Here is a 26,679-nt window from a genome sequence, read left to right on the forward strand (position 1 = left end):
TGAGGTTCTCCTCAAGCTTTTACATATGTATTTCAATAAACAATCAGGCAGATAGCTTAACCTTCGACAATCTTAAAATAGGGTATCTCTTTATCGTTAACTATTACAATGGTTATTTCTGTATCTGTTTCATATATTTTTGCTCCTATGGGCAATTTATTAGCAGAACCATCTTTAAACTTCCATGCCTTGTCTGTTGTTTTTTTAACCTCTCCAATTTGTCTTCCCAGCGTATATTCTATCTCGGCTACCCAATCCACATTTTCTACATTGGAATATACAATCCCATCCAGAAGAAAAATATCTGCGTTATCATTTTCTAAAAAATCAGCTGGCCGTGGATTTCCCAGTTCATTGCTGCAGCCTATCATAAAGAAAAACGCAATTATGGATGGTATTAACAATTTATAATACTTCAAATTATCCCTCCTCATTCCATTATATATTAGACGAAATACTCCCAATAAAGTTCCAAATAAATCGAGAAATTTAATTTCATTTAATAAGAGAATGAAAGAGTGTTAATTAAACTATTTAAGTACTTTTTTATATTCTTGCCCTTTTTGCACATAGTTTTCGCTGGACAATTGCAGCATTTGAAGATCCTTTTCATTCAATTCTCGCACGACTCTTCCAGGTGAACCCATTACGAGTGAGCGTGGAGGGATTTTTATTCCGCCTGCAAGCAAGGTGTTGGCTCCTATTATACACTCCTCACCAACTTCAACATTATCTAATAGCGTCGATCCCATTCCAATAATCGAACTTCTTCCAATCTTACAGCCATGTAAAATTACATTATGACCGACCGTAACATCGTCTTCAATCACAACTGGAAACCCTTCAAATAAGTGAATAGTAGCGTTATCCTGGATGCTGCACCTTTCACCAATGACAATAGGACCGTCATCACCCCGTAAAACAGCATTAAACCAAACGGTAGACCCTTCACCAATCTGAATATCGCCAATTAAATAAGCTCCAGGTGCTACAAATACACTTTCATGAATTACTGGTGTTTTGCCTTTGTAAGGTATCAACATTTCAATCACTCCTATTGATTACAGAATAATCTTACTTTTAAGTAAAATTATATCATTTTGTTTCTTCCAATGTGGGCATGTAAGAGTGATATCTTATTTCTTTTCACAAATTCTTTTGGTGAGAAAATTTCACTTAGAAAATGAACTTTCTCATTAAGAAGGGAGATGTCCACCATATACTTAGGTTGACGTATCATATGGAGATAATCATACCCGGGAACATTTCGAATCTGTGAAACATACTGGGTAGGGTCTACTCGTAAATTTAAATGCATAGATCTTGGCAAATAAACCTTCTCCTTTCAATTTAATTTTCGGAATTAAACTATCCGATAAAAATAAAATATGCTTAATTGAAGGGAAGGCTTGGACAATTGGAGAAATTATGTTCATCCTAGTGAAAGTTTTTTTTGAAGAAAATCAGCTTGGTAACAGCACCAAAAGATGAAAGCGTTTTAACGTTATCAAAATAATTATAATAGTCGAAAAATATTGACGGAGCCCGATTCCAGTGGTAATCTTAATAATAATTTAAAATGAATCTGTGAAGAGAAGAGTAGGATTTGCTCCTTGTTCTAAAGAGAGTCGACGGATGCTGGGAAGTCGACGGCGGGACCTATCTGAAAATCATCTCTGAGATGTGTTGCTGAATGAAGAATTTGTAAGCAATGCCGGAGGAGTCCACCGTTAAAGGAACACGTATCCGAAAAGGAACGTTGAACGAGAGCCGCAGCGAAAGGTTAATATGGTTGCGGAAGTAGGGTGGTATCGCGAGTCTAACTCGTCCCTATAATAATGGGGCGGGTTTTTTGTTGTTTATTAAATTAAAATTGGGCCTTTTAAAAGGCAAAAATCATTATTAGTAGCTTAAAAGAAGCGTGCAATCTGAAACAAATGAGGAGGAGTAGTTAAAAATGAACCCACAAGTCGATCAAAAAGAAAAATCTGTACAGGTCGAGGATATTATTATTGCCAGCCACAGGATCAAGGATGTCATTTCTCCCACTCCGCTGCAGTATAACCATTTATTATCTGAGAGGTATGGCTGTCACATTTATTTAAAACGTGAAGATTTGCAGGCAGTCCGTTCATTTAAAATCCGAGGAGCCTATAATCGAATTAAAAAACTTACAGAAGTAGAATTAGAGAACGGAATTATTTGTGCGAGCGCAGGAAATCATGCCCAAGGTGTAGCATACTCCTGTCACCATTTGAATATCAATGGGAAAATCTTTATGCCCACTACAACGCCAAAACAAAAAGTCAATCAAGTGAAATTTTGGGGTAAAGATAATGTTGAAATTGTATTAGTAGGCGATACCTTTGATGATGCTTATGAGATGGCTATGGAGTGTAGTCAAACTGAAAGCCGAACTTTTATCCACCCTTTTGATGACCCAGACGTCATCGCCGGTCAAGGGACGGTCGCAGTCGAATTGCTAAATGATTGCACAGAAAAGATTGATTATCTGTTTGCAGCCATAGGCGGCGGTGGACTCCTTTCTGGTGTCGGAACGTATATGAAGCATTTTTCACCACAAACTAAACTAATTGGTGTTGAACCTTTAGGAGCAGCGGGTATGAAGGAGTCGATTTTAAAAGGAAAAGTGACTACCTTATCCCAAATTGATCCGTTTGTCGATGGTGCCGCAGTAAAAACAGTTGGCTCTTTGAACTATAAAATTTGTAAAGAAATGGTTAATGATATTGCAGTCGTACCAGAAGGAAAGGTTTGTACAACTCTTTTATCCTTATATAATGAGAATGCGATAGTCGTTGAACCAACAGGTGCTCTATCAATTGCGGCGTTGGATCAATATACGGAAGAAATTAAAGGGAAAACTGTCGTTTGTATTGTAAGCGGCGGGAACAACGATATCGGGCGGATGCAGGAAATTAAGGAGCGCTCAAAGCTTTATGAAGGTCTCCAGCATTATTTCATTGTCCAATTTCCACAGCGACCTGGAGCCCTACGTGAGTTTCTAGATGATGTCCTCGGTCCAAATGATGATATCAGTCATTTTGAATATACGAAGAAAAACAACCGCGAAACAGGACCTGCGCTAGTTGGAATTGAATTAAAGGATAAAGTAGACTACCAACCTCTTATACAACGGATTCAAGCTAAAGGATTTAATTATCGGGAGGTAAATAAGGATAGTACCTTGTTCCAGATGTTGGTATAATCGATGTTCCTTCGTTGAAACCGAGTGCCGTTTGGTTCTCGGTTTCTATTTGTTTGATAAATCAAACAAGTTTTGGGGACCTTACCAACTTTCATATATAATAGTAGAAAATAGTATTTTTCGGTAAGGAGGGGGATATGTTGTCAAAGACAATTTTTACAAATGGAAAGGTCTATACAATGGACCCAAAAAATCCTATAGTTGAGGCGGTAGTTGTGGAGAATGGCAGGATAGCAGATGTCGGTTCACATCATGAAATGAATCTGCAGTGGGGAGTGGCTGGTTCAAAGATTATTGATTTACAAGGGAAGATGGTTACACCTGGACTGATTGATAGCCATCTACACCTTTCAGGGGTTGCTTTCAACTTTTTGGACCTTAACTTAGCGGGTGTCAAATCAAAATCTGAAATGCTAGAAAAAATAAGAGAGAAAGCCAATACGGTTTCCCCTGGAAAGTGGTTAATTGGTATGGGTTGGGATGAAAATCTCTTTAATGAGGGGACAATTCCAACCATTGAGGAACTGGATCATGTAGCACCGCATTGTCCAATCTATCTTAAAAGGATTTGTTATCACGCCTTTTTAGTTAACAGCAAGGCGCTTGAAATGTGTCATTACCATCCTTCCATCGAGGTTCCTAAGGGAGGAACAGTGGTGCTTGATTCCTATACAAAAAAACCGACAGGATTGCTGCTGGAATCTGCTTCAAAGCTTATTACTGAATATATTCCTGAGAAAACCTATGAAGAGTTAAAAAGCGGATTAGAGCTAGCAATGAACTACGCAATCAAAAAGGGATTAACATCGGTACATACAAATGACCCTGCTTATTTGGGCGGATTTGATCAAACCTATAGAATGTATGATGAGTTAATTAATCATGAACATAAAGGCTTACGATGTAATTTGCTCATCGATTATCCCTATCTTTCACGTTTGAAAGATAGGGGAATGTGTGCAGGTTATGGCAATGAAAAATTGCAAATTGGTGCCATTAAGATTTTTGCTGATGGGGCATTTGGCCGAAGAACTGCGTTGCTGTCGGAGCCTTATCATGATGAACCAAGTCAACTTGGTGAGGCGATGTTTGAGCAAGATGTCCTTTATTCGATGGTCAATGAAATACGAAATCAACATATGCCTATTGCCGTGCATACTATCGGTGACAAAGCGCTGGAAAATGTATTAGATATACTCGACCAGTTTCCAAAGGTGAAATATCGTGATCGCATCATCCACGTTTCTCTTATTCGACAAGAATTACTTAAGCGTTTAGCAGACTCCAGCCGGATTGCAGATATCCAGCCAAGATTTATTGTTGGTGACTATCCATGGGTGAAAGAACGATTAGGAGATAAGAGGGAACAATATTTATATGCTTGGAAAACCTTACTTTCTTCAGGTGTTTTGTGTGCTGGCGGTTCAGATGCGCCTGTTGAACCGGTTGATCCATTGCTTGGTATTCATGCGGCGGTTACTCGGAGAGCACCATTTGAAAACCATAATGGCTGGAATCAACAAGAAAAATTATCAATCCATGAAGCAATACAACTGTTTACCGTTGGTGGTGCCTATGCAACTAATGAAGAACAGATTAAAGGGACTATTTCGAGAGGAAAGCTAGCAGATATGACAGTCTACTCGAAAAATCTTTTCACACTCGAAGATCCAGATGAACTTTTACAAACCAACATTGACATGACAATTATCGATGGAGAAATTAAATAATAAGAAAAGCCCCTTCTGTAATTGAACGGGCTTTTCTTAATTATTATGAATACTAAGTTGTGAACGGTAATCTGCTACTCTTCTTTTTTTGTTAACAAAATTGTTGATAAGTACTCCTTTAGGTTTCCACTAGAGGGGATATAATTAAGTTGAAATCTTTATTATTAAAATGAGAATACTTGAGGAGGTGTAGTTATGAGACGTATATCAGTACTAATAGGGTGTCTTCTTCTGCTTTTTGGATCAATAACGGTGTCAGCCGAAGAGGGGCTTATAGAAGCTAGTTATGATTACAGTGATCCAGAGTTTAAATCAATAGTAAATATGCTATCCATGGAAGGACATGCCAATGATGACCTATCCAGCTGTAATGTAAAACAGTTGTATTATCAAGAGGTTGCGGATATGTTAAATGATGGAAAGAAGAAAGATGAAATTCTTGACTACTATGTAAGCGAACAAGGCGTTAAAGCCTTACTCGCCCCCCCTAATGAAGGTTTTAATATTTCGCTCTGGGTTACGCCATTTTTGTTAATATTAGCCGTTTTTATCCTAATTTTTTTCCTAATTAAAAAGTGGAAAAAGAATAATGCTAGTTTAAATCGAGATGAAGAAGATCAGGAAGACCAAGATGATGATGATATCTACGAGTCAATGATAGAGGATGAACGGAAGAAACTAATTTAATTATTATTGTAACTATCTGCCCCTTCTATTTTGAAGGGGCTTTTTTTTTTCCGATAAAGCCTATTGATATAGTTTTTCATCAAACTTTGTTATAATATAACTATTGTAATTTGACTATAGAATTTAGGGGTGCTTAAAATGGATGATCGTTTTTTTCGTAATGCAATGGGGAAATTTGCTACTGGAATCACGGTAGTGACAACTGAGGTTAATAGTGAGCCGCATGGCATGACAGCAAATGCCTTTGTATCTGTCTCGTTAACTCCAAAATTAGTTCTTGTATCAATAGATAAAAGAGCAAAAATATTGTCCAAAATACAAGATTCAAAAAAGTTTGCGATTAGTTTCTTATCGGCTGACCAAGAAGCAGAGTCAATGCGATTTGCTGGACAGTTAAAAGAGGATATCCCATATAGTTTTGATCGATTCGGTGAATTACCGGTAATAAAAGGTGCATTAGCTAATATGTCTTGTAATCTATATAACGAGGTTGAAGCTGGCGACCACATTCTATTTATTGGAGAAGTAACAGATTTACAGGTAAATGAAGGAGATCCGTTGTTGTATTTCGGTGGAAAGTATCGCACTTTAACAGAGTAGAAAGCTCTATTTTAAAAAGCTGTCGCTTTTGGCAGCTTTTTTTCTTGTACTAACAGATTCCTATTGTACAATATGAATAGGAGGGATGTATTTTTGTATAAAAAATTAAGAATCATCTTAGGTATTCTTGTACTAATTCTTGCAGCTTTTGGATTAATCACAAAAAATTTCGTGGCACAGCCATTTATGATGTTAGGCTTAAGTGCCTTTATTTTAGTCGGCGGTTTAGACGAAATGAAAAAAGGGAATAAACGTCGCGGAAACATAAGTATTATTGTTTCTGTCTTTGTGCTGATTATTTTACTGCAAAACTTTGTGTGAATTTATACGAAAAGGGAGAAATCACTTGATTTCTCCCTTTTCATGCTGATATTCTTTTTTGGGAATAAGGTTGAATCTTTCCTTTGATTTAAAGCTAAAAGGGACCCCTTACTAAAAGTGAGGGGTCTTAAATGTGAGTTTTTAGATGCCTATGACCCAAGGTGTCTGACAACAAAATCGCCTACTTCATCAATGGATTCCTGGGCTTCTGGTATTTGAAAAGTTTGAAATACGTGCCACATATCATCCCAGACCTTAAAGGTTACTTCAACCCCTGCAGAACGGGCACGATCAACAAGACGGGCTGAATCGCTCAAAAGAATTTCATCATTTCCTACATGTACCAGCAGAGGAGGAAATCCCTCTAGGTCAGCATAAATAGGCGAGACAAGAGGATGACGGCGGTCCAAGTCACGAATATATAATACCGGCGTAGCACGGCTTGCTTCTGGAGTTAACCATGGATCTGTAGCTGCTCGTGTTTCCATTGATTCTCCTGTTCCTTCCAAATCTGTCCAAGGAGAAAGCAGAACAGCTAATCCAGGCAAGGCATCGTTTTCTTCCCTTAAGGTTAAAAGTGTAGATAGAGAAAGGCCTCCGCCTGCAGAGTCGCCTCCAATGATGATTTGTTCAGGTTTGTATCCAGACGAAATAAGCCAGCGATAGCAAAGAACAGCATCTTCGATAGCAGCTGGAAATGGATGTTCCGGAGCAAGTCGGTACTCAGGAACCAACACCCGTGATGAAGTAGAACGTGACAGCTTTGCGGCCAGTGCTCTATGAGTGTTGCAATTTCCTAAAATATACGCCCCGCCGTGCAGATAAAGGAATACTCGATCTTCTACCGTATTTGGAGCGATTACCCACTCTGCGTGAATACCTTCAATTGAAGTCTGTTCAACTCTAATATCCCGGGCAATCGGGGTTAAACTAGCTAACATTTCTAAGCCTTTTCTAGATGCCTCAAGATCAAAGCCAGCAGGTTGAGAAGCCATATATGCCTTAAGATATTGTCTTACCGCAATACTTTCTTGACTAGCCATTTCAAATCCCTCCTAAAATAAATGTAAGCGTGTACATATATGTATTTCGCTATATATCAACAAATCCCTCCATCACAAAACAAAAAAAGCCCCTAGGCACTAAAAAATTGCCTGGGAGCTTATTTCAAATCCTTTTACCTTGGAGTTAAGGTTTTAACGGAAATAGCTGGTGAGTAGGTTGTCACTAAACAGCCATCTAAGTGTTGTTCATTTAATAATCCTAGATTAATAGCAGATTTTATTTTCACTTCATCCGGCTTTTTTACGATTTGAATCAGGTCTGTCATTTGCAATTCCTCCAGCCGTTTGACAGTTTCCTCTTCGTTGTATTTTTCTACTTTCCGCATTTGCCTTTGCAGCTTATATCCATTCACTGTTATTTCTCCTTTATCTGTTGAACCAACAAGGTTATTAAAGTACTCATGGAAGCTATTCTTTAATAGATTTAACTCCGCTTCAATTTCTTTTTTTTTCTTATTTAATTCGTAGTAGTTAACTACCATTTCTTCTGTTATTAAGGAATCATTATTTTTCAAAAATCCTTCTCCTCCTCATCGAACGTATATTCTAATATATTTTTTTCTAAGAAGAAATATGACCGTTTTAATTCTACATTTTTTTACAATTAGTTATTTTTGGCATTTAATATTATAAATAGTATGATAGAATAATATTATTAATTTAGAAAATTCAAATTACTATTATGAGGTGAAGAGGATGAATGTTCCATTAGTACTAACTCAATTTCTTGATAGAGCAGTCAAGCTATATGGTGATAAGCAAGCAGTTTATTGTGATCAAAGGATGTTTACATACAAGGAGTTAAACACTAGAGTGAATCAGCTTTCGAACGGGTTAAGGGAGTTAGGAGTTGAAAAAGGGGACCGTGTTGCCTATTTGGCTCCAAATACAGTAGAAATGCTTGAAGGGTTTTATGGAGTTTTTCAATTGGGTGCAATCATGGTTCCGCTCAATATTCGTTTAATTCCAGAAGATTATTTATTCATTTTAAATCATAGTGAATCGAAGGTACTATTCGTTGATCAGGACATCTATCATTTAATCAAGCCGATAATAGAGAAACTTACAACGGTTGAGCATATTATTGTTCAATACAAAAACGCAGATACTATTGAAATTGATTATGACGAGTGGTTAGCAAGTCAGTCCAAAGCTGCATTTGACCGTGCGGAATTGGAAGAAAATGATGTTAGCAGTCTGCTTTATACAAGTGGTACGACAGGGAATCCAAAGGGAGTGATGTTGACACACCGCAATAATTATTTACATGCTCTAACCACCATGCATCATTTACGAGTCAATGATCGTGATGTCTATCTGCATGTGCTTCCAATGTTTCATGTGAATGGCTGGGGGTCACCTTTCTATTATACTGCTAATGGAGCCACTCATATTTGTTTGAAAAAGGCGACACCAGAGTCAATTTTTAAGGCTATACAAGACCATAAGGTATCAGTCCTGCATATGGCACCTACAGTGCTAAATTCACTATTGCAGTATTACGAAAAAAACAAACCTGTAATTGAACAAGATGTACGCGTTGTTATTGCTGGTTCAGCACCACCGCCAGCGTTTGTTACTCGGGTTGAAAAAGAACTGGGCTGGGAGTTTATCCAGGTTTACGGCATGACAGAGTCTAGTCCGCTGAGCTTAGTTTCTGCAATTCGTTCACAGTTAGTACATTTAACACCGGAAGAGCAGTCAAGAATAAAGGCTAAAGCTGGTTACCCGATGATTGGCAGTGAGGTTAGAGTTGTCAACGAGAATGGTGAAGAAGTAGTCCATGATGATATCCAAATTGGCGAGGTTGTGGTCAGAAGTCATGGTGTCATGTTAGGTTATTGGAAAAATCCAGAAGAGACCATGCAGACTCTTCGCAATGGCTGGCTACATACTGGTGATATGGGAACAGTTGATGAGTATGGCCATATTGATATTGTTGACAGGATGAAGGATATTATTATCAGCGGCGGGGAGAACATTTCTTCGATAGAAGTGGAGGGTGCATTGTATGAGCATCCTGCTATTCTTGAAGCGGCAGTTATTGCTGTACCACATGAAAAGTGGGGAGAAACACCTCATGCCTATGTTGTTCTAAAAGAAAATGAAAAGCTAGGTGAAGAGGATATCATTAGGTACTCCAGGGAAACATTAGCTCATTTTAAAGCGGTAACAGGGGTTACGTTCGTAAATGAGCTCCCAAAAACGGCTTCAGGGAAAATACAAAAGGTTCATCTCCGCAATGAATACTGGAGTAAAAAAGGAAAAAGCGGAAGAAAGGTGAATTAAATTAATTAAAAGTGGGATACAAGCTCGCTCTTTATCAATATTTATACATATCCTAAATTGTATACTAAATGAAGGAGCGTGTAATATGAAGGAAAACAGACAATTTTTACCCGGTACTGGAGGTTTCGGTCATCTTCCTGGCTATGGCGGACAAGGTGGCATGGGTGGAGGCTATTATGGACACGGAGGTATGGGCGGACATCCTGGTCATGCCGGATACGGAGGCATGGGCGGACATCCTGGTCATGCCGGATACGGCGGCATGGGCGGACATCCTGGTCATGCCGGATACGGCGGCATGGGCGGACATCCAGGTTATGGCGGGTACGGCGGCATGGGCGGACATCCAGGTTATGGCGGGTACGGCGGCATGGGCGGATATCCTGGTCATGGCGGATACGGAGGCATGGGTGGACATTCAGGATATGGTGGACATGGCGGCATGGGCGGATATCCTGGTCATGGCGGATACGGTGGATATCCTGGTAAAAGAGACGAAAATAAGTAATTCGAGATACAAAAAATGGACAATTCCTATTGTCCATTTTTTTCCTGTTTGTGTTCATGTTCTAGATTAAGTTATTGACTTTCACTTAGATAAAAGTTGGTCCAGATGTTTCATGATAGCGTCCTTATTACCAGAAATATTAGCTTCCCTAAGTTGATCGTTTTCCAATTTTTTTAAGGATTTTGTAAGTACTTCCTGTTCAAGTGTTTGAGGAATTACCACAACGCCATCAGCATCACCGACCAAAATGTCCCCAGGTTGTACCGGTACACCGCCGCAGGATATTGGTATATTAACTTCACCAACCCCAGCTTTCCCGCTTGCAGCAACAGTAGTCCCTCTTGAGAAAACTGGAAAATTCAACTCTTTTATCCCAACAATATCTCGAATCACTCCGTCGACTACAATCCCGCCAACCCCAAGCGTTTGCGCCATCCCGACGACGAAATCTCCTGCGATGGCCCGATATTGATCTCCTTTAGCATCGACTACTAAAATATCACCAGGTTTTGAGTCGCGAATGGCTTTTAAAACAGCTAAATTATCACCGACTGGGACTTTTACCGTAACTGCACGTCCTGCAAACTTGTATGCTTCTTTAAGGGGTTTAATAGCTGGGTGCACATTATTTAGACCTTCCATGGCATCAGAAATACAGGTTGTTGGAATATTGCGAAATTTATCAACGGTATTCTCCATTAAAAATTCTCCTCTCCATAATTGAAAACTTTACTTTTATTATACATTGGTTTAAATGAAATTAAAAAGAGAGCTTAGAAGTAATTTCCTATGCGCTCTTTTCCTTACAAGTTTAGTAGCTTGCAATGGTATTAGGTTTAGTGTTTAATCTGTTATTTTTCAAAATTAGGTTGGTCAATTAACCTTTGAAGGTATCTTTTACTGTCATTTTTTTGTAAACTAAAGTTAACTCTCTAAAATGCATATTTTTGATTCTTGTAACCATGAAAATGAAATGGCAGTTTTATATGTCTGAAAATTTATATGCAACTCTACTTGGAGAGGAACTTTTACTAGGAACATTATTAAAAATCTGAAGGGGTGTTTTATTAATGGCATTATCTTTGTCAAAGGGTCAAAAAGTAGATTTAACGAAAACAAATCCAGGACTTACAAGAGTTGTAGTTGGGCTTGGCTGGGATACAAACCGGTACGATGGCGGTGCGGACTTCGACCTTGATGCAAGTGTGTTTCTTCTTGACGCATCAGGTAAATGTACTTCTGAAAGGGATTTTGTTTTTTATAATCAGCTTGAAGGCGGCAATGGCTCGGTAGTACATACTGGTGACAATAGAACGGGTGAAGGTGACGGGGACGATGAGCAAATTAAAGTAAATCTTTCAACGGTTCCAGCCAATATCGAGAAAATTTCCTTTGTTATTACCATCCACGATGCGGAATCACGCAGCCAAAATTTCGGACAAGTGTCAAATGCTTTCTGCCGTATTGTTAATGAGGACACGAATCAAGAAATCATCCGTTATGACTTGGGTGAAGATTTCTCAGTAGAAACGGCTATTGTCGTAGGGGAATTATACCGACATAATGGAGAGTGGAAATTCTCAGCAGTAGGTTCTGGCTATCAGGGTGGATTAGCTCGGATCGCAACAGACTTCGGTTTGCAGGTTTGATATTATTGACAAGAAGGGGTGCCTTCTTGTCATTTTTAAAATAGAATTACCTAGAAAAATCGCTCGAATGATTATAATAAGACTTTCGAACTAACTTTTACACTTTAACGCATTTACTCGTTGTATGAATATTTCGAAAATGTTAAACTAAAGATGTTTAAATTCTTCTGAGTTTAGACCTCCTAAAGGGCTTAGCCTTGACCACTAAGCTCATCTTGAACCTTTGACCTGTTCAAAGGTTTTTTTCTGCAGAACCTTCGTATAAATACAGTAACCTAGGTGAAAATAATATATTGTGGAAGTCATAGGAAGTCTAAAAGGAGTGCTGGAATATGAAAGAATTAATTACACCGTACCTTTATTTTGACGGGAACGCGAAGGAAGCATTAGAGTTTTATAAGGAATTATTTGATGGTGAAATTATTGGTATTCAGACTTTTGGTGAGGCGGACTACCCGACACCACCAGAAGCAAAGGATCGAGTGATGCATGCCCAATTAATAAAGGGTAAAATATCTCTTATGTTTTCTGACTGCTTTCCAGGTCAAACGGTTGAGGCAGGTAATAACCTTTCTTTGACGTTAGAATTTGAAAGCGAAGATGAAATTAAAAAGTATTACGACACCTTGGTCAAGAATGGAACTGCCCTTATGGAGTTACAGGATACATTTTGGGGCGCGAAGTATGCAAGGGTTAAAGATGTCTTTGGAATTACGTGGGATCTAAATTATCAAAAATCCTAAAAGCAAAAAAAAAAACGAACCTCGCACCTGACCGGGCGGGTTTTTTTATGCGCAAAAAAAAAAAGAAAGTGGTGGGGACCACTTTCTAAAGGAGGTATTTATCATGGGTTAATATAATATATGTCCGTTGGTGTACGAGCATGTAGTGAACCTGTCCAATTGCTAAAATTTTTTTCGCGGATTTTTATAATAATTAAAGAGGTTATTAAAAAAATGTTTCTCATCTACTCCAAAAATCTCTTTCTCATTTCTGGTGTTGGAAGCATACAGCTTTCTTTTTTACCAAACCATTTATAACGATTTTTTGCGACAATATCGTAGAGGAAGTTTCTAATAAATGACGGGACTACCCAAAAAATTGAAAATAGTATCCAAAACCCGGATAATTTATTACAAACACGGAGAGCAGCACTTGATTTCATGTAGATCCTATCATTTTCAATTAGAATAAAACTGTTCATTTCTTTTTCGGCTCCGAACGGGCTTAACAGTTTTTGTCCCACTTCACTTTGAAGAGAGGCAAACTTGAAGTGACCATTTGGATCACGCTTTATAATAAATTGAACGCTGTCATTGCAGAGATTGCAAACACCATCAAATAAGATAATCCGTTCCATGTCCCACCAACTTTAGGTTTAACATCTGTTTATACTATAAGGATAGCATAAACCTAATTACCATAAAACCTTTAAAGCATTATGTATTATGATTTCTCATTTTCCCTAATAAGGTTGTATCAACAAAAGGGCACGCAACAAAGTTTACGTGCCCTTTCACTCGTCACAATGTCCACTCCAGGCGGACATTTGTACATCAATGGTGCCTGTCACCACTCACGTTTACATATAAAGCCCAGCAAGGAAGATTCCGAGGACTTCTTGGTAGATTTCGTCGAATTGGCTGAGCGGGAGGGGGTTGGTTCCGCTGCCGAGTTCGACGGTGAAGCCAGGTCTTCTCCAGTCTTGTATGAACCAATCTTTGTATCCTGCGTAGCTTTCGATGGTTTTGACTGGTTGGTAACCGCTGACTCTGGCAAACTCGTTGACTAGGGTTTCTGCTTCAGGTGGTTCGAGATTTTCAAAGCCCCAGTAGATCACTTCTCCTTGTGTATGGAACGCGAGAACCCTGGCGAAATCCCGTCTCCTGGTCATATCTGCCATGGCGATAGCTTCTGGTTCAGATAATGGGTGTTCACCCACATAATCTCGAGGTCCTGGCTGAGTAGGATTTCTTGCTTTCTCTAATTCCCATCTAGCAGGGAATTGATCATTCAAGTCGACGCCTCTGATATTCGCCTTCCATCCTGAAAAATCCGTACTACCATTATTTAACTCAACTACGCGACTTCTCCACGGTTCATTTTCCGGTGGTCCGTTCAAGACAAGACTAACCCCGTCCGGATTTACCATGGGTACGATTGATAAGAAGGTTTGTTGATATAATTGGGAAGTTACTAGACCGCGCATCGGATTATGATTGGTAAGTGATAAGCAATAATCATTTAAAAAGGTCATTAAAATTGGTGTGGTTATCCATTCGTTCGCATGAAACGAGCCATTATAATGAACTCGTTTTCCGCCATTGCCAATGATGATTTCAGGTAAGGAATTACCAAGTACAGAATTTCCAATGGAAGGCATACGTAAAAAAGGGTAAACGGTTTGCAAACGTCTGATATCTCTCATCATCCGACTGAAATCGTAACGCTGTTTTCCATCAACTAGCCTCCAGGTGATCCGTAACGGTACCTTTATCGTTTGGCCGACTTGTAATCGGTTTGGATTCACATCAGGATTTGTTAGAAGCAAAGCATCGAGCGAGAGGTTTCGGCTTTGCGCAATCCTCCAAAAGGAATCTCCGGATTTAACTTGGTAATTCTGAGAAACAAAACCAGGAATTCGTATTCTTTGTCCAGCAGAAAGTTTGTTCGGCTGAATCTCCCGATTAGAATCTAATATAAGTTGAAGATTTATCCTAAAAATTTGACTGAAATACCATAAAGAATCGCCTTGCCTAACAAAGATGTCCATTATGATCCTCCTGGTCAGAATAATGTGTATTAGTAAGGCTCTTTTCTCAAACTTTGTGCTATTTAGATTGAAATATTGGAATTTAAGTTAATTTCTTTAGAGAAAAGAGCTTGCAAACTTTATTCGAAGTGCTTAATAGCTATTTAAACGTAAAAACCGGCTTTTGGGTTTTTACAACAATCTTTACGAAAAGATCCATTAGTAAAAATGTATGCATGGAAGCCTAGATTATATGTAGGTTTTTATCGAGAATGCTAAATAGGGAGCGAATTAGCATACAAAATAAAAAGAGTGCCTTTTAGACACTCTGTGTTAGTTTGTGCTAACATGCAGCCAGCCATGGCAGACTTCACAGTTAGGTCATATGAACGGTTTTGATGTGATGGAGGTTTAGATATACAGGATCTTCTTTAGCTGTTATTAATTCAACGAAGTTATTTTTTACCCCTTGAACCTTTCCGATTACATTTTCATTTTCACCGATATTAAAGACGATTAAATCTCCAATAAGCTTGTCAATTTGGACCTCAAATGATCGGGCAAAAGTAATATTTGATGGATTTACAGGCAGATTTGCATTGCTTAAGCCATATGGACGCTGGCTATTTGTATATGGAATTAACCATTTTAAGTGGTTAAGGGAAATAAACATTGTTTTATAAATGGGGGAGTAAAAAACAAAGTAATTATTCATAATACTTATTATATAACCGTGTAATGATTGTTTACTAGTTACGTAAATCTCAGTAAATATTCCCTTTGCGGCGGTAAGGGTTTTTCTTAATGATATTTCTTCATTATGATTAAATATCGGTGATTGTTCGTCAGATAATGTAATAATATCATCAATTTCATCTAGTCTTAAAAACTTCCAGTTTTGTATATGGATAATTGGAATGTATAAAAAATCATTTCCGTTATATATAACCCAGAGGTCACTGCCAATATCAATCAGGATTCCGCTTAAAATCTTATTTCCAGATATTTCGAGTTTTATATAATTTCCGACCTTGTCTTTTAACTTCATTTAATCACTTCCTTTCCTCTATAAATAATTACAATTAGAGAAGGGCCAAGTGTTTGGCAAAGTACAAGGTGCCCGTCTCATATTGTATGGCTCTTGGAAAAACCCTAGTCATGGTGATTGACAGAAATGGTTTAATTGAACTCATTTTCGATTAAAATCAAATTTAAAAGCGTCTGGGTGAACTTTTTCTGCTAGGCCAACCAGAGAATATAGACCTGCGGTCATAGTCGGGTGTAGCAGGCTCACCAGCGAAACGGAAGGCACCAACCTCTTGTGCTACTGGCTTTTCAATTTGGTTTTTATTTTCTGAATGGTTCTTTTTGCCATTGTCAATTTTCATGAGGGGCTGGGTGGTTTCATAGGAATCTTTCACTTTTTTAACTTTAGTTAATAATTCCTGTGTTTGTTTTACGGTGACCCTATTAATAGGGGCTGAATCCACTTTTACTGGTTTAACCTCACTTATTGTTTCTTTTATAGAATTTCTTTTCTCTTGCACGTAAACCATTGGTTTTTGCAAATGTTCCTGTTCCCGCTTGACCGTATGTTGAACAGAATCTGATTTCTGTTTTTTCGATTCTGTAGGATTGGTTTGTTTTATTTCAGTTTTTGTATTTTTCGGCTCTTGGTTCGTTTTGGAAGCTGTAGCTACGATTGGTTTTTCAACCGTACTTTTGATAGGCTCAGACCAAACTTTTTTGTCCTTCTCTGTTTCATTGACAATGACTTTTGTTACTGGAGGTGCTTCTTTTTCTGCCTTCATGACCTTTTCACGCTGTGGGGCTTTGTTTTCTTTTTTGCTTTCCTTAGCGCTTACTTGTTCATCTGCAGATTTATTGTTTTTTTCTTCTTTCTTGTCTTGTTTCTTTTCACTGTTGTTTGCTTGGTTGTTGCTTGCTTTGTCCTCTTCTTTCCGATAGCCTTTTAAAATATTGGCAATGTGGGAAATTTTAACTAATATTCGGTTTTCACCATTAATTAAGGTTGCAAAATCTGCATCGACAATACTTAAAACGCCACTAAATGATTGCTTATTTAAACATAAAATCGATACCCATGAATTATGAAGAGAATTTAACAAGTCGATTAAGCTTTGTGTTTTCATATAGTCTGAAGTAATATTTTCACTTTTAAATTGTTTCGTATTTTTAGTGATTGCTTGAATTTTATCAATGCTATAATAATAGACATACTTGTTTTCGTCTTCTAAGACTAAGTGGTCAGTCTCGACGCCCATTAACTTACCCTTTATAATTTCTTCACCTACATAAAGATTTACATAAAAACCCTTTAGTAAATCTAAAGTGGAGGAAAAATTACCTGATCCCATGAAAAGTCCTCCTTTGGATAAATTTGCCGCTTCCCCCTAGAGAAGCGACAAGGTTGTTATTTTTTTATTGTCTGACTTGTGAGTCCTCACTGCGAACGACTCTTTGACGCAGGTTTTGCTGTTCAGATTGACTTACATTTTCTTCTGAATCCTTGTCATTACTTTTTTCATTCTTTGCCTGTTCTATTTTTAATCCATAACTTATATTTCTAATATGGTAAGTGGAAAGTCGTACAACTTCCTCTTTATTGATTAAGGATACAAAGTCCTTATTGATATCGCTTAGGACACCTTCTAATTTTTCTGGTCCGCCACGATTGATTTTAACCCATTGGAATTTTAATTGATCTAACAAGCCTGAAAAACTATCTGCAGTTTTATATTCGAAATCTTCAGGGATTGTAATACCTAAGTTGACTAGGTCTTTTGAATTTTCGGTTACGCTTTTTATATGATGAGTATTGTAATAAACAACACCATCGTCAGCTGTAAGTAGGACCAGATGATCATTAAGCACATCCATCAATTTTCCCACCCGAGATTCTGGGCCACCTCTATCTACCTTGATCGTCTTCCCCACTAAAGACTTCCACATGTCTTTATTCATACAACATTTATCCTCCTTTAAATAAATAAACTTATACACTGCATCTATATGTATCACGGTGTGATGTTGTACTAATATAGACGCCTTTTTTCATGCTTTTTGAAAAAAATAGGCAAAAAAAAGGGAAGGAATACCCTACGTATGTTCTTTTACGATAATATGCCTATTTTTTCTTTAAGATAGGAGCTCCTTTTTTTAATGAAATTGCAGATAAAATCAATTTCTTGTACAAATTTATCCTCTTTTATCTTTATATAGGGGTCTGTCTCGATAAAGGGTCTTAATCTATGAATTTGTTGTTCAATAATAGGTGTAAGTATTTCAAGATTGAAATGATCTTCAAGAATGGATGACATTATTTCTTTGTATTTTCTTTTAAAAAGAGAACAGTCAAGGATTCTTCCAGTTAGCGTATTATAACCGCTTATTGGAACAAAATCATGATCTAACGGCCGACCGCGGAGGTCTCTTCCCCAGGTTCCATCATAATCCCAAGGTGTCATTTCAAAAAGTTTTGATTCCCCATTTAGGTAAATCGCATAGTTATGGATAAAACCGTCAAAGTTCTGTGTGCAGACTACACCTGAAAGCCATGTTAAATATTGGTCTACATCCAGGTATTTTTCAATCTCCTTTTCAAATTGGGACTTGTTTAGGGTGTTAAGCATTGCGATAAATTCTTCTAAGCGCTGAAGATCCTTTTGCTCACCATATTTTATTGTGTATCCTTCATCTAGGCTTGTTTTAAGATCGTTTTCTGGAGTCAGTAAAGAGAAGTTTGCAAAATAATTTGTTGCATAAATGATGGCGCCCTCTGGAAGATTTCTTTTTTTTAGCAGGTACTGATCAAAAGATTCCAGTTCTAAATAAATACCTTTGGCAAATCCGTTAATGTACAGGAGGATATGCTTGGAGTGGGGGGAGATGACTCCAATCTGATTAAAGAAATCAAGTGAAAGCTTGTTTCTACTAAGTGATATGTCATCGAATTCAGCGTTCAGATGAATTTCATGCGCTCCATTAACTAAATAGGGTTTCTCAAAAGTAATATGATAGGATTTTTTCTTTTTTTTACGAATAACATTTCCCCTAAAATTTAAACCAATTTTATATCGATTGTTTCCGATTTTTAAAACAGCAGGGAGATGCTCTTCTGTCCAAATATCATTTTCTAAGGTTTTTAGCGATTTAGGATTTATAAAAATTTCATATTTTAACATGCAATACCCCCAATACATACATTTTTTCTAGATAGTATGCGATAAACTGCACGTGTGTGAGTACAAACAACCAGAAATTTATTACTAGGTTAATGGCTGAGGGGCTGAAGAAACGTATATGTTTTTAAAAAAATCATTGTTTGTCTATATCAAGAACCACTTTGTAACCATAAATTAGATATAGAAAATAACTTTTATGAAAGTGGTGGAAAACTGTAATGAGTAATGACATGAATCAATTGTATTCACAGGCAAAGGAAAATGGCGTAGTTTTATTTCTAGATAATAATCCAAATGAAAAACGGAACAGAAAGGGCTGCGGCTGCAGTGCAAGTAATCACGATAGTGAGGGAAGCAAGGGAACTAAAGGAAGTCATGGTTCAGGTGGAAGCAGGGGTAGTCATGGCTCAAAAGGAAGCAGAGGCAGTAAAGGTTCAAAGGGCAAACCTGGTCCAAAACGGAAAAAGAAACATAAAGGGCCTAAAGGACATCACGGATCAAAGGGCAGCAGGGGCAGCAAAGGCAGCAAAGGTAGCAAAGGTAGCAAAGGTAGCAAAGGTAGCAGAGGCAGCAAGGGTAGCAGGGGCAGCAGGGGCAGCAAGGGCAGCAAAGGTAGCAAAGGTAGCAAAGGCACCAGAGGCAGTAAAGGCAGCAGAGGTAGCAGAGGCAGCAGAGGCAGCAAAGGCACCAGAGGCAGTAAAGGCAGCAGACGCAGCAAAGGTAGCAGAGGCAGTAAAGGTAGGAAAGGCACCAGAGGCAGTAAAGGCACCAGAGGCAGTAAAGGCACCAGAGGCAGCAGAGGTAGCAAAGGCACCAGAGGCAGTAAAGGTAGCAAAAGCAGAAAAGGAAGAAAGGGTAGCAAAGGCAGCAGGGGAAGTAAGGGCAGCAAAGGTGACAAGAATAAAAAATCAAAAGGCAAACACTAAAATATAATTTTCCGATACTCCTAGAGTGTCGGTTTTTTTTGTTAAGAACACTCTCAATCTAGGTACAAGCCTTTATCATAACGCACAAGGCACCTGCCTAGCAGCCAAATCATAGGGAATGGCCTATAAATTATTTAAATAAATTATTTAGACATTAGCTGATTTAGCAATAATCAAGACATACGTTTAGTTCAAGCCCTGTTGGACAGACGTATGATAACGCAAAGGGCAAGAAAAGACAGTTAAAAAGAGAATATTTAGAAATGAAATTTGAAATGTACGAAGGGAGAGAAATAAATTATATGTATCATCCATCGACGGTGATCATTACTATATTAGCTTTTTTACTAACCATGGTGATGATTTTTATCCGGCCGAAAAATATGAATGAAGCAATCCCCGCCACCATAGGCGCAATCATTGTTTTTCTTAGCGGGAGCGTTTCAACCTTGGATTTAATTGATATCAGCTCTAAAGTTACTGGGGCAGCAGTTACCATCATTGCTACTATAGTAATGGCGATTGTTCTAGAAAGCTTTGGATTTTTTAGGTGGACTGCAGCGCTGATGCTTAAATTATCAAAAGGTTCAGGAATACGCTTATTCTGGTATACCTTATTACTTTGCTTTTTGATGACTTTATTTTTAAACAATGATGGTAGTATTCTGATTACCACACCAATTCTCATCTTAATTTTTAAAAATCTAGGGTTAAAGAATCGTCAAAAAATTCCTTTTTTATTAAGTGGCGCCTTAATTGCCACTGCATCCAGTGCACCAATCGGTGTTAGTAATATCGTAAACTTAATTGCTTTAAAAATTATCGGCATGGACCTTTATCTTCACACTGCAATGATGTTTATACCTGGAACGATGGGTTTATTATTTTTATCAATTTTATTATTTCTTATATTTAAAAAGGAAATCCCTACGCAAATTCGCCTCCATTCCTATTCTATCCCGTTAACAAAAAATAATCTTTTCCATCCATTGCAGAAAAAAACCGAGGATTTCTTTGAAAAACAAAAAAAGCTAATGATTAAAATGTTGATTTTTGTATTTACTGTTAGAGTTAGTCTTTTTATCGCATCATTTTTAGATATCTCAGTCTCATTAGTAGCAGTCATTGGCTCACTGGTTTTATTATCCTGGAGGTGGATACATTTAAAGATTAATCCAAAAGACGTCCTAACAAAAATTCCATGGCATATATTAATCTTTGCCTTTTGCATGTATGTAATTATAATCGGGTTGCATAATATTGGTCTAACAAATCTTATAGTCGAACATTTTAAAGTAATCGTAAATGATAGTTTATTCCATGCAAGTGTTACCATGGGAGTCATTACATCATTTTTGTCAAACATTTTTAATAATCATCCAGCATTAATGGTTTCAACATTAGCTCTGACAGAAATGGGTCTAGATCCTATTTTAATGAAAACAGTTTACTTAGCTAATATCATTGGGAGTGACATCGGCTCCTTAATCCTTCCGATTGGAACGCTCGCAACTTTGTTATGGATGGATATCCTTAGGAAAAACCACATTCGGATAACTTGGTTGGATTATATTAAAGTGACCATTCTTGTCATCCCGCCAACGCTGATATTTACCTTACTCAGCTTATATCTGTGGCTGTCACTCGTTTTTGTTTGAAAACCTGCGAAATTAAAAGAATTCACAAATAGGTGAATTCTTTTTTATATCAAGTTTAGGAGTGCTTTTTATTCTGTGGAAAAAATTTTAATATTGCTATTTTTGGAGTAAAATGTAGAATAATGTCGAAATATGATAAAATTGTATAATTAACCATGAACTGAAATATATCAACGTCAGATTTTATTTGATTAGGCCTTTGGAGGAATTTCCTTTATGAAATATAAGCTACAAGAAATAGTAATGATGAATAATGATCTATCTGATTTAACCTTTGCATTTGATGAATCAGCGATTATTGCAATAACTGACCATACCGGAAAAATAGAATTTGTTAATAAAAAATTTTGTGATCTCTCTCGCTACACTGAAGAAGAGCTCATTGGCCAAAATCATCGAATTCTTAAATCTGGTTACCATTCTAAAGAATTCTATATAAATATGTGGAGGAGTATCCGTTCGGGAAAAGTATGGAAAGGCGAGGTACAGAATAAAGCAAAAGATGGAAGACTTTATTGGGTACATACAACAATTGTTCCTTTTCTGAATGAGAAAGGAAAACCATACCGTTATATTTCAATTCGTGTCGATATCACCGAACAGAAGGAAGTAGAGGCTAAATTACAAGAGGCCTTAAAAAATGACTTTATTCAAACGGTTAAGAATCTAGAAAACGGTATGTTTAAGCTTATTAAAGATGTTGATGGATCCTATAAATATACTATAGCTGAAGGTAAACTAATGGATCAGTTAGGTTTAGATACAGAAAAACTTAGCCATAAAACTCCTTTTGATGTATTTTCAAATGATATTGCAACTTACAAATATAGACAGTATGAAAAAGCATTTACTGGGAAAAGAGTAAATTATGAGTTTGAACTAAGAGGAAGACTGTTGTACTTTGATGTATCACCTATTTTCTCTGGCGAGAAAGTGGTTGAACTTGTAGGGTCTGTACATGATATTACAGAAATGCGAAATACGCAAAAACAGCTTCAAGAGAATCAAATCCTTTATCAATCTCTTTTGAAGCATAGCCAGGATTATGTTATGACCTTTGATTCAAAGGGAAAAGTAGTTAATATAAATCCTAAAGTAGAGGAACTATTAGGACAGTCTTTGGAAAACATTCAAAATAAATCTTTAGAAAACGCAACCCTATTCGAGAATGAATTTGTGCATCGCCATCATTTTGAAAAAGCAATTAAGGGAGAAGTTCAGACTTTCGAAATTCAAATCCTCCATAAAAATGGAAAAAATCTTTATTTAAATGTTAGCTATCTCCCGATTATTATTGAGAAGCAAGTTAAAGGCGTCTATTCAATAGGCAGAGATATTACTGAAGAAAAAATGAAGCAAGAACTAAATGCTTATTTAGCCAATCATGATGAATTGACAAAGCTTGCGAACAGAAGAGGATTTGAGAAAAACCTTCGTGAGGCACTGCAGTTTGCCGAGAAGAATAGGCAAAAACTTGCCGTTATGTATTTAGATTTAGATCGTTTTAAACGAATTAATGATACTTTAGGCCATTATATTGGTGATCGTTTACTAGAACAAGTGGCACTAAGATTAAACGATGGTCTTGCTAAAGGGAGCTCCATTGCTCGGATGGGTGGAGATGAGTTTATGGTTCTTTGCTCTGAATTAGAAAGTGAGGAAGGCTCTGTTTTATATGCCCAAATGCTGATTAACAGGCTGACGGAGCCATTTTTTATTGAGGGTTTCGAACTTTATGTCACTGTAAGTATTGGAATTAGCTTGTATCCAAAGGACGGGGAGAATGTAGTAGATTTAATGAAGCATGCTGATATTGCACTTTACAGGGCAAAGGATCAGGGACGCAACACATATCAAACCTTTTCTAGTTCGATGAATTCGAGGAACTTTCAATCTTTTTTGTTAGAAAGAGATTTACGAAAAGCACTAATTAATCAGGAATTTATTGTTCAATTTCAACCTCGGGTAAATGGAATTACTGGAAAAATTGTAGGTGCAGAGGCGCTCATCCGCTGGAACCATCCGGTATATGGTTTAATTTCACCCGATGAGTTTATTCCACTGGCCGAAGAAACAGGACTTATTATTTCCATTGGTCAATGGGTCAAAAAAAGTGTGTGTGAACAATTGGTGAGTTGGAAAGAAAAAGGTATACCATTGATCCCTATTAGTATAAACATAAGTGCTCAACGGTTTTTACAAAAGGACTTTACTGAAAACGTCAGAAAAGTCTTGAAAGAGTTTGAACTAGACGGGAAACTACTTGAAATCGAAATTACCGAGAATTCGTTGATAAAAAATGAAGAATTTGTCATACAAACTTTGAATGAGTTAAAAGAATTAGGCATTAAAATCTATATTGATGATTTCGGTACAGGTTATTCTTCATTCTCATACTTAAAGGCTTTTCAAATTGATGGGATAAAGATTGATCAGTTGTTTATTAGAAATATCTCCTCGGAATCAGAGAATGCAGGGATTACCTCGGCAATGGTAAAACTTGCTCATCACCTTAATATCGATGTCATTGCAGAGGGTGTTGAGACGATGGAAGAACTTTTATTTCTTCATGAACATGACTGTACACATGTTCAAGGATACCTTTATAGCAAGCCAGTAGGTATTGAAGAATTTGAAGCCATCTTGCAAAGAGGGGTATTAAAACCTATCATATGAATTAATCGGATAAAAAAAGCAACAGAAAGCGCAAGTATCTTGGGAACTAGTAGAGATACTGGCGCTTTTCCATTCTAGTTAATATTTAATTGTAATCACACGATTGAATAGAGGATAAAGTAAATAGCCAAGGAAAACACCCAGTGTATTTAACACAAGATCATCGATATCTAAGCTGCCCCGATGGGTAATAAATTGAAGTACTTCGATGAATGAAATGCCTCCAATTGGAATAATAATCAAATTCCAGTTGGAGTATCTACTTTCTTGGAGGTAAATTCCAAAGGGGATAAATAAGCCAATATTAGCAGCGAGATTATAAAATGAGACTAGACCATTCACCTTCCCAGAAAGATAAAGGGAAATAGTAGAAAAAGGAACAAGATTTAAAGAATTGTAGCTTTGGTCGTTTGGACGGATAAATAACAATACCAATAGGAAAATCGTATATAAAACGAATAGAATGAGAAATAAAGAATAGGGTAGGGTTAGTGATTGCTTTCGTATTAATAAGACTAGAAAGAAAATAATGAAAACTATACATAAAAACACCACTAGCAAGACCAGCGGATGAAGATAGGAGAGTAACTGGGAAAATACAGGTGATAAAAGTAGAAATCCAATAATAGATAGGATCATTGATATAAATAGTGATTTTTTCATGAATATACCCCGTTCATTATCTTAATGTAATTAATTATATCATTAGCAATACAATTAATTACATTAAGATAATGCCTGTGTTATCCTTATTGAAAGCGAATCAAGAAAAGTGCAAAGGTGCGATTAAATGTCAAGTACGTTAAAAATTCAACAACCTAAGATTCCACAAGAGTTAACACCTGTAGATTTTAAAATGATGGACGAGCCTTATTTTGAAATGTCCATCATTCAAGATTGTTCAATAATAGGTGAAGATATTAATAGAATACGCTTTGACCAAGTTGTCTTTAAGAATGTTGTGTTTATGGATGTTTCATTTAAAAATATAGAATTAACAGATGTTATCTTTGAACGCTGTGATCTGTCTAATACAGATTTTAGCGGCGGAAGCATTCATCGAGTTGAATTTAAAGAATCTAAAATACTCGGTCTTAATCTTTCAGATGCATCCCTTGGCAATGTTCTATTCGAAAATTGTAATGCTAATTTATGTTCTTTAGGCTATGCAAAATTAAAGCAAGTCAAGTTTATTTCCTGTTCACTTCGGAATGTTGATTTCTTTGAGTCAAAATTTAATAAAATCATGTTTGTTGTCTGCGATTTAAATGAAGCAAGCTTTGAAGGAACTCCGCTTAAGGGGGTCGATTTAAGTAGTTGCACATTTAACCAATTAAACGTATCGATAGAAGATTTAGCAGGATGCGTTGTATCAGAGGAACAGGCGATTGGATTTGCCCGATTAATGGGACTGAAAATTAAAGAATAATATCAAATCGAGTTGTCCCTATGGGCAGCTCTTCTTTTTTTCTTATGAGTTTGTCTACAACATTGCCTTCCTATTTGAATATTGTATAAATAAAAGGATTGTGAGCGATATGTATTTGGTTGGTTTTTATTCGCCAAAAGCAAAATCAGGTGTAACCGAATTGTCTTTATCCATTTATCGCTGGCTAAAAATGAATACAAACTTATTAGCAGCATTCATTTCGTATGAACCATTAGAAAAAGAAGAAATATCCAATGAACTTATTCATGGTTTCTCAACCTTATCAGTAACGGAGCAAAAAAGAAAAGTAAAAGCGATGAAGAAAGAATTCGATATCATTATTTATGATGCTTCCAGTCAGTTATCTGAAGGAGTATTGAAATTACTGCCAATCGTTGACCGCTTATTTGTTGTTGGTGAAGAACATAAAGATTTTGCTGTTAAACTCCAAGAAATCATTCAATTCAATAAAATATTTGATAAAAGTGTAAAAAATTTCATCTCCCATTTAAAAGGGAATAAAACGTTTATCCTCCGTGAAAATAAGAGCGGACGCGTGATCGGATTTAATTATTCAAATAAAGAAACAAATGAAATTGGTCAAATGATTTATACAGATTACGTTACACGCTATGTGGAAGAAAGTTTTATTGAAAAAAATGAAAAGGTCCTAAAGAAAATTAAACAGATTCATAAAGATCAACTATATAAAGGCTTATATGATTTAGGTATTGATTTTGAAAAGGCCTTGCTCTTCCATGAATATGTTGTTTTACGGGAAGCATTAGGTCAAAATTACAACGATGCCTTAGAAAACCTTTTCCCCCTCATCATTAACTCCACCTTCAAAGAAATCTTAGAAAAATTCCAATCTGAAATAAAATTATTCACTAAAATAAAAATCGAATAATCTTTAGGGTCTCCATTCAAGTCCCTACTTCCATTTTCCCTGCCAT

General features: G+C 36.9%; 27 protein-coding genes and 1 other annotated feature. Of the genes, 15 read left to right on the forward strand and 12 right to left on the reverse strand.

Annotated elements, in window-relative coordinates; all coding sequences use genetic code 11:
• Positions 1–56: 56 nt before the first annotated feature.
• Together NSS81_RS25695 and NSS81_RS25700 are read right to left on the reverse strand one after the other, a co-directional pair.
• Positions 57–419 carry a hypothetical protein gene (locus tag NSS81_RS25695; protein WP_342431439.1) on the reverse strand — a complete coding sequence of 121 codons (363 nt, stop codon included), beginning with the start codon at positions 417–419 and terminating at the stop codon, positions 57–59.
• A gap of 111 nt (positions 420–530) precedes the next feature.
• Positions 531–1,043 carry a gamma carbonic anhydrase family protein gene (locus NSS81_RS25700; RefSeq protein WP_342431440.1) on the reverse strand — a complete coding sequence of 171 codons (513 nt, stop codon included), beginning with the start codon at positions 1,041–1,043 and terminating at the stop codon, positions 531–533.
• A gap of 280 nt (positions 1,044–1,323) precedes the next feature.
• On the opposite strand from NSS81_RS25700, the gene NSS81_RS25705 reads away from it, so the two are divergent.
• From NSS81_RS25705 to NSS81_RS25730, 6 genes are all read left to right on the forward strand, one after another.
• On the forward strand, positions 1,324–1,491 hold the full coding sequence (locus NSS81_RS25705; RefSeq protein WP_342431441.1) for a hypothetical protein: 168 nt from the start codon (positions 1,324–1,326) through the stop codon (positions 1,489–1,491).
• 87 nt (positions 1,492–1,578) lie between these two features.
• Positions 1,579–1,835, forward strand: a binding site (T-box leader).
• A 122-nt stretch (positions 1,836–1,957) separates the two neighbouring features.
• Positions 1,958–3,229: a threonine ammonia-lyase IlvA gene (gene ilvA, locus NSS81_RS25710; RefSeq protein ID WP_342431442.1), complete on the forward strand. Its 1,272-nt coding sequence runs from the start codon at positions 1,958–1,960 to the stop codon at positions 3,227–3,229.
• A gap of 137 nt (positions 3,230–3,366) precedes the next feature.
• Entirely contained in the window at positions 3,367–4,959 is a 1,593-nt protein-coding gene (locus NSS81_RS25715) for an amidohydrolase (RefSeq protein ID WP_342431443.1), read from the forward strand.
• A gap of 195 nt (positions 4,960–5,154) precedes the next feature.
• Positions 5,155–5,646 carry a cytochrome c-type biogenesis protein CcmH gene (locus tag NSS81_RS25720; RefSeq protein ID WP_342431444.1) on the forward strand — a complete coding sequence of 164 codons (492 nt, stop codon included), beginning with the start codon at positions 5,155–5,157 and terminating at the stop codon, positions 5,644–5,646.
• Between the two features lie 138 nt (positions 5,647–5,784).
• Positions 5,785–6,246, forward strand: a complete 462-nt coding sequence (locus tag NSS81_RS25725) for a flavin reductase family protein (RefSeq protein WP_342431445.1) — start codon at positions 5,785–5,787, stop codon at positions 6,244–6,246.
• A 93-nt stretch (positions 6,247–6,339) separates the two neighbouring features.
• Positions 6,340–6,567 carry a DUF3953 domain-containing protein gene (locus NSS81_RS25730; RefSeq protein WP_342431446.1) on the forward strand — a complete coding sequence of 76 codons (228 nt, stop codon included), beginning with the start codon at positions 6,340–6,342 and terminating at the stop codon, positions 6,565–6,567.
• Between the two features lie 149 nt (positions 6,568–6,716).
• Here the strand turns inward: NSS81_RS25730 and NSS81_RS25735 are convergent, their stop codons facing one another.
• On the reverse strand, positions 6,717–7,610 hold the full coding sequence (locus tag NSS81_RS25735; RefSeq protein WP_342431447.1) for an alpha/beta hydrolase: 894 nt from the start codon (positions 7,608–7,610) through the stop codon (positions 6,717–6,719).
• Between the two features lie 134 nt (positions 7,611–7,744).
• A complete protein-coding gene (locus tag NSS81_RS25740) occupies positions 7,745–8,146 on the reverse strand; it encodes a hypothetical protein (protein WP_342431448.1) in 402 nt (133 codons plus the stop codon).
• A 181-nt stretch (positions 8,147–8,327) separates the two neighbouring features.
• Here NSS81_RS25740 and NSS81_RS25745 point away from each other — a divergent pair, with 181 nt between their 5' ends.
• Entirely contained in the window at positions 8,328–9,920 is a 1,593-nt protein-coding gene (locus NSS81_RS25745; protein ID WP_342431449.1) for a long-chain-fatty-acid--CoA ligase, read from the forward strand.
• A gap of 85 nt (positions 9,921–10,005) precedes the next feature.
• The gene (locus NSS81_RS25750) at positions 10,006–10,428 is read left to right on the forward strand and encodes a hypothetical protein (protein ID WP_342431450.1); all 423 of its coding nucleotides are present in this window, start codon (positions 10,006–10,008) and stop codon (positions 10,426–10,428) included.
• An 81-nt stretch (positions 10,429–10,509) separates the two neighbouring features.
• Here NSS81_RS25750 and NSS81_RS25755 read toward each other — a convergent pair whose 3' ends face one another.
• The gene (locus NSS81_RS25755; RefSeq protein ID WP_342431451.1) at positions 10,510–11,127 is read right to left on the reverse strand and encodes an RraA family protein; all 618 of its coding nucleotides are present in this window, start codon (positions 11,125–11,127) and stop codon (positions 10,510–10,512) included.
• 371 nt (positions 11,128–11,498) lie between these two features.
• Here NSS81_RS25755 and NSS81_RS25760 point away from each other — a divergent pair, with 371 nt between their 5' ends.
• Entirely contained in the window at positions 11,499–12,077 is a 579-nt protein-coding gene (locus NSS81_RS25760) for a TerD family protein (RefSeq protein WP_342431452.1), read from the forward strand.
• A gap of 332 nt (positions 12,078–12,409) precedes the next feature.
• Entirely contained in the window at positions 12,410–12,820 is a 411-nt protein-coding gene (locus NSS81_RS25765; protein ID WP_342431453.1) for a VOC family protein, read from the forward strand.
• A 224-nt stretch (positions 12,821–13,044) separates the two neighbouring features.
• On the opposite strand, the gene NSS81_RS25770 is transcribed toward NSS81_RS25765, so the two are convergent.
• The 6 genes from NSS81_RS25770 to NSS81_RS25795 form a co-directional block, all read right to left on the reverse strand.
• Entirely contained in the window at positions 13,045–13,437 is a 393-nt protein-coding gene (locus NSS81_RS25770; RefSeq protein ID WP_342431454.1) for a thiol-disulfide oxidoreductase DCC family protein, read from the reverse strand.
• A gap of 222 nt (positions 13,438–13,659) precedes the next feature.
• Positions 13,660–14,850, reverse strand: coding sequence for a M14 family metallopeptidase (locus NSS81_RS25775; protein WP_342431455.1), 1,191 nt, complete (start codon positions 14,848–14,850; stop codon positions 13,660–13,662).
• A 355-nt stretch (positions 14,851–15,205) separates the two neighbouring features.
• Positions 15,206–15,877 (reverse strand): DUF2642 domain-containing protein, encoded by a 672-nt coding sequence (locus NSS81_RS25780; RefSeq protein WP_342431456.1) that lies wholly within the window; start codon positions 15,875–15,877, stop codon positions 15,206–15,208.
• 163 nt (positions 15,878–16,040) lie between these two features.
• Complete coding sequence (locus tag NSS81_RS25785; RefSeq protein WP_342431457.1) at positions 16,041–17,207, reverse strand: hypothetical protein; 1,167 nt, start codon at positions 17,205–17,207, stop codon at positions 16,041–16,043.
• 64 nt (positions 17,208–17,271) lie between these two features.
• On the reverse strand, positions 17,272–17,814 hold the full coding sequence (locus tag NSS81_RS25790; protein WP_342431458.1) for a hypothetical protein: 543 nt from the start codon (positions 17,812–17,814) through the stop codon (positions 17,272–17,274).
• A gap of 149 nt (positions 17,815–17,963) precedes the next feature.
• Positions 17,964–19,034: a CotH kinase family protein gene (locus NSS81_RS25795; protein WP_342431459.1), complete on the reverse strand. Its 1,071-nt coding sequence runs from the start codon at positions 19,032–19,034 to the stop codon at positions 17,964–17,966.
• 294 nt (positions 19,035–19,328) lie between these two features.
• Here NSS81_RS25795 and NSS81_RS25800 point away from each other — a divergent pair, with 294 nt between their 5' ends.
• The 3 genes from NSS81_RS25800 to NSS81_RS25810 all read left to right on the forward strand — a co-directional run bounded on the left by NSS81_RS25800 (position 19,329) and on the right by NSS81_RS25810 (position 24,294).
• Positions 19,329–19,967, forward strand: coding sequence for a hypothetical protein (locus NSS81_RS25800; RefSeq protein ID WP_342431460.1), 639 nt, complete (start codon positions 19,329–19,331; stop codon positions 19,965–19,967).
• A gap of 295 nt (positions 19,968–20,262) precedes the next feature.
• Positions 20,263–21,618, forward strand: a complete 1,356-nt coding sequence (locus NSS81_RS25805) for an arsenic transporter (protein ID WP_342434147.1) — start codon at positions 20,263–20,265, stop codon at positions 21,616–21,618.
• A 216-nt stretch (positions 21,619–21,834) separates the two neighbouring features.
• Positions 21,835–24,294 carry an EAL domain-containing protein gene (locus NSS81_RS25810; protein ID WP_342431461.1) on the forward strand — a complete coding sequence of 820 codons (2,460 nt, stop codon included), beginning with the start codon at positions 21,835–21,837 and terminating at the stop codon, positions 24,292–24,294.
• 78 nt (positions 24,295–24,372) lie between these two features.
• On the opposite strand, the gene NSS81_RS25815 is transcribed toward NSS81_RS25810, so the two are convergent.
• Positions 24,373–24,957 carry a VanZ family protein gene (locus NSS81_RS25815; protein ID WP_342431462.1) on the reverse strand — a complete coding sequence of 195 codons (585 nt, stop codon included), beginning with the start codon at positions 24,955–24,957 and terminating at the stop codon, positions 24,373–24,375.
• A 127-nt stretch (positions 24,958–25,084) separates the two neighbouring features.
• Here NSS81_RS25815 and NSS81_RS25820 point away from each other — a divergent pair, with 127 nt between their 5' ends.
• On the forward strand, positions 25,085–25,723 hold the full coding sequence (locus NSS81_RS25820; protein ID WP_342431463.1) for a pentapeptide repeat-containing protein: 639 nt from the start codon (positions 25,085–25,087) through the stop codon (positions 25,721–25,723).
• A 109-nt stretch (positions 25,724–25,832) separates the two neighbouring features.
• Positions 25,833–26,633: a hypothetical protein gene (locus NSS81_RS25825; RefSeq protein WP_342431464.1), complete on the forward strand. Its 801-nt coding sequence runs from the start codon at positions 25,833–25,835 to the stop codon at positions 26,631–26,633.
• The last annotated feature ends 46 nt before the right edge of the window (positions 26,634–26,679 follow it).

The sequence above is a fragment of the Neobacillus sp. FSL H8-0543 genome (genome assembly GCF_038592905.1).
Lineage (GTDB): Bacteria > Bacillota > Bacilli > Bacillales > Cytobacillaceae > Neobacillus.

What these genes read in the sequence shown, in the direction of transcription:
- NSS81_RS25700 (WP_342431440.1), bottom strand. Translation starts at nt 1,043, where the DNA reads ATGTTGATACCTTACAAAGGCAAAACACCAGTAATTCATGAAAGTGTA.
- ilvA (WP_342431442.1), top strand. Translation starts at nt 1,958, where the DNA reads ATGAACCCACAAGTCGATCAAAAAGAAAAATCTGTACAGGTCGAGGAT.
- NSS81_RS25715 (WP_342431443.1), top strand. Translation starts at nt 3,367, where the DNA reads ATGTTGTCAAAGACAATTTTTACAAATGGAAAGGTCTATACAATGGAC.
- NSS81_RS25720 (WP_342431444.1), top strand. Translation starts at nt 5,155, where the DNA reads ATGAGACGTATATCAGTACTAATAGGGTGTCTTCTTCTGCTTTTTGGA.
- NSS81_RS25725 (WP_342431445.1), top strand. Translation starts at nt 5,785, where the DNA reads ATGGATGATCGTTTTTTTCGTAATGCAATGGGGAAATTTGCTACTGGA.
- NSS81_RS25735 (WP_342431447.1), bottom strand. Translation starts at nt 7,610, where the DNA reads ATGGCTAGTCAAGAAAGTATTGCGGTAAGACAATATCTTAAGGCATAT.
- NSS81_RS25745 (WP_342431449.1), top strand. Translation starts at nt 8,328, where the DNA reads ATGAATGTTCCATTAGTACTAACTCAATTTCTTGATAGAGCAGTCAAG.
- NSS81_RS25750 (WP_342431450.1), top strand. Translation starts at nt 10,006, where the DNA reads ATGAAGGAAAACAGACAATTTTTACCCGGTACTGGAGGTTTCGGTCAT.
- NSS81_RS25755 (WP_342431451.1), bottom strand. Translation starts at nt 11,127, where the DNA reads ATGGAGAATACCGTTGATAAATTTCGCAATATTCCAACAACCTGTATT.
- NSS81_RS25760 (WP_342431452.1), top strand. Translation starts at nt 11,499, where the DNA reads ATGGCATTATCTTTGTCAAAGGGTCAAAAAGTAGATTTAACGAAAACA.
- NSS81_RS25765 (WP_342431453.1), top strand. Translation starts at nt 12,410, where the DNA reads ATGAAAGAATTAATTACACCGTACCTTTATTTTGACGGGAACGCGAAG.
- NSS81_RS25770 (WP_342431454.1), bottom strand. Translation starts at nt 13,437, where the DNA reads ATGGAACGGATTATCTTATTTGATGGTGTTTGCAATCTCTGCAATGAC.
- NSS81_RS25775 (WP_342431455.1), bottom strand. Translation starts at nt 14,850, where the DNA reads ATGGACATCTTTGTTAGGCAAGGCGATTCTTTATGGTATTTCAGTCAA.
- NSS81_RS25780 (WP_342431456.1), bottom strand. Translation starts at nt 15,877, where the DNA reads ATGAAGTTAAAAGACAAGGTCGGAAATTATATAAAACTCGAAATATCT.
- NSS81_RS25785 (WP_342431457.1), bottom strand. Translation starts at nt 17,207, where the DNA reads ATGGGATCAGGTAATTTTTCCTCCACTTTAGATTTACTAAAGGGTTTT.
- NSS81_RS25790 (WP_342431458.1), bottom strand. Translation starts at nt 17,814, where the DNA reads ATGAATAAAGACATGTGGAAGTCTTTAGTGGGGAAGACGATCAAGGTA.
- NSS81_RS25795 (WP_342431459.1), bottom strand. Translation starts at nt 19,034, where the DNA reads ATGTTAAAATATGAAATTTTTATAAATCCTAAATCGCTAAAAACCTTA.
- NSS81_RS25800 (WP_342431460.1), top strand. Translation starts at nt 19,329, where the DNA reads ATGAAAAACGGAACAGAAAGGGCTGCGGCTGCAGTGCAAGTAATCACG.
- NSS81_RS25805 (WP_342434147.1), top strand. Translation starts at nt 20,263, where the DNA reads ATGTATCATCCATCGACGGTGATCATTACTATATTAGCTTTTTTACTA.
- NSS81_RS25810 (WP_342431461.1), top strand. Translation starts at nt 21,835, where the DNA reads ATGAAATATAAGCTACAAGAAATAGTAATGATGAATAATGATCTATCT.
- NSS81_RS25815 (WP_342431462.1), bottom strand. Translation starts at nt 24,957, where the DNA reads ATGAAAAAATCACTATTTATATCAATGATCCTATCTATTATTGGATTT.
- NSS81_RS25820 (WP_342431463.1), top strand. Translation starts at nt 25,085, where the DNA reads ATGTCAAGTACGTTAAAAATTCAACAACCTAAGATTCCACAAGAGTTA.
- NSS81_RS25825 (WP_342431464.1), top strand. Translation starts at nt 25,833, where the DNA reads ATGTATTTGGTTGGTTTTTATTCGCCAAAAGCAAAATCAGGTGTAACC.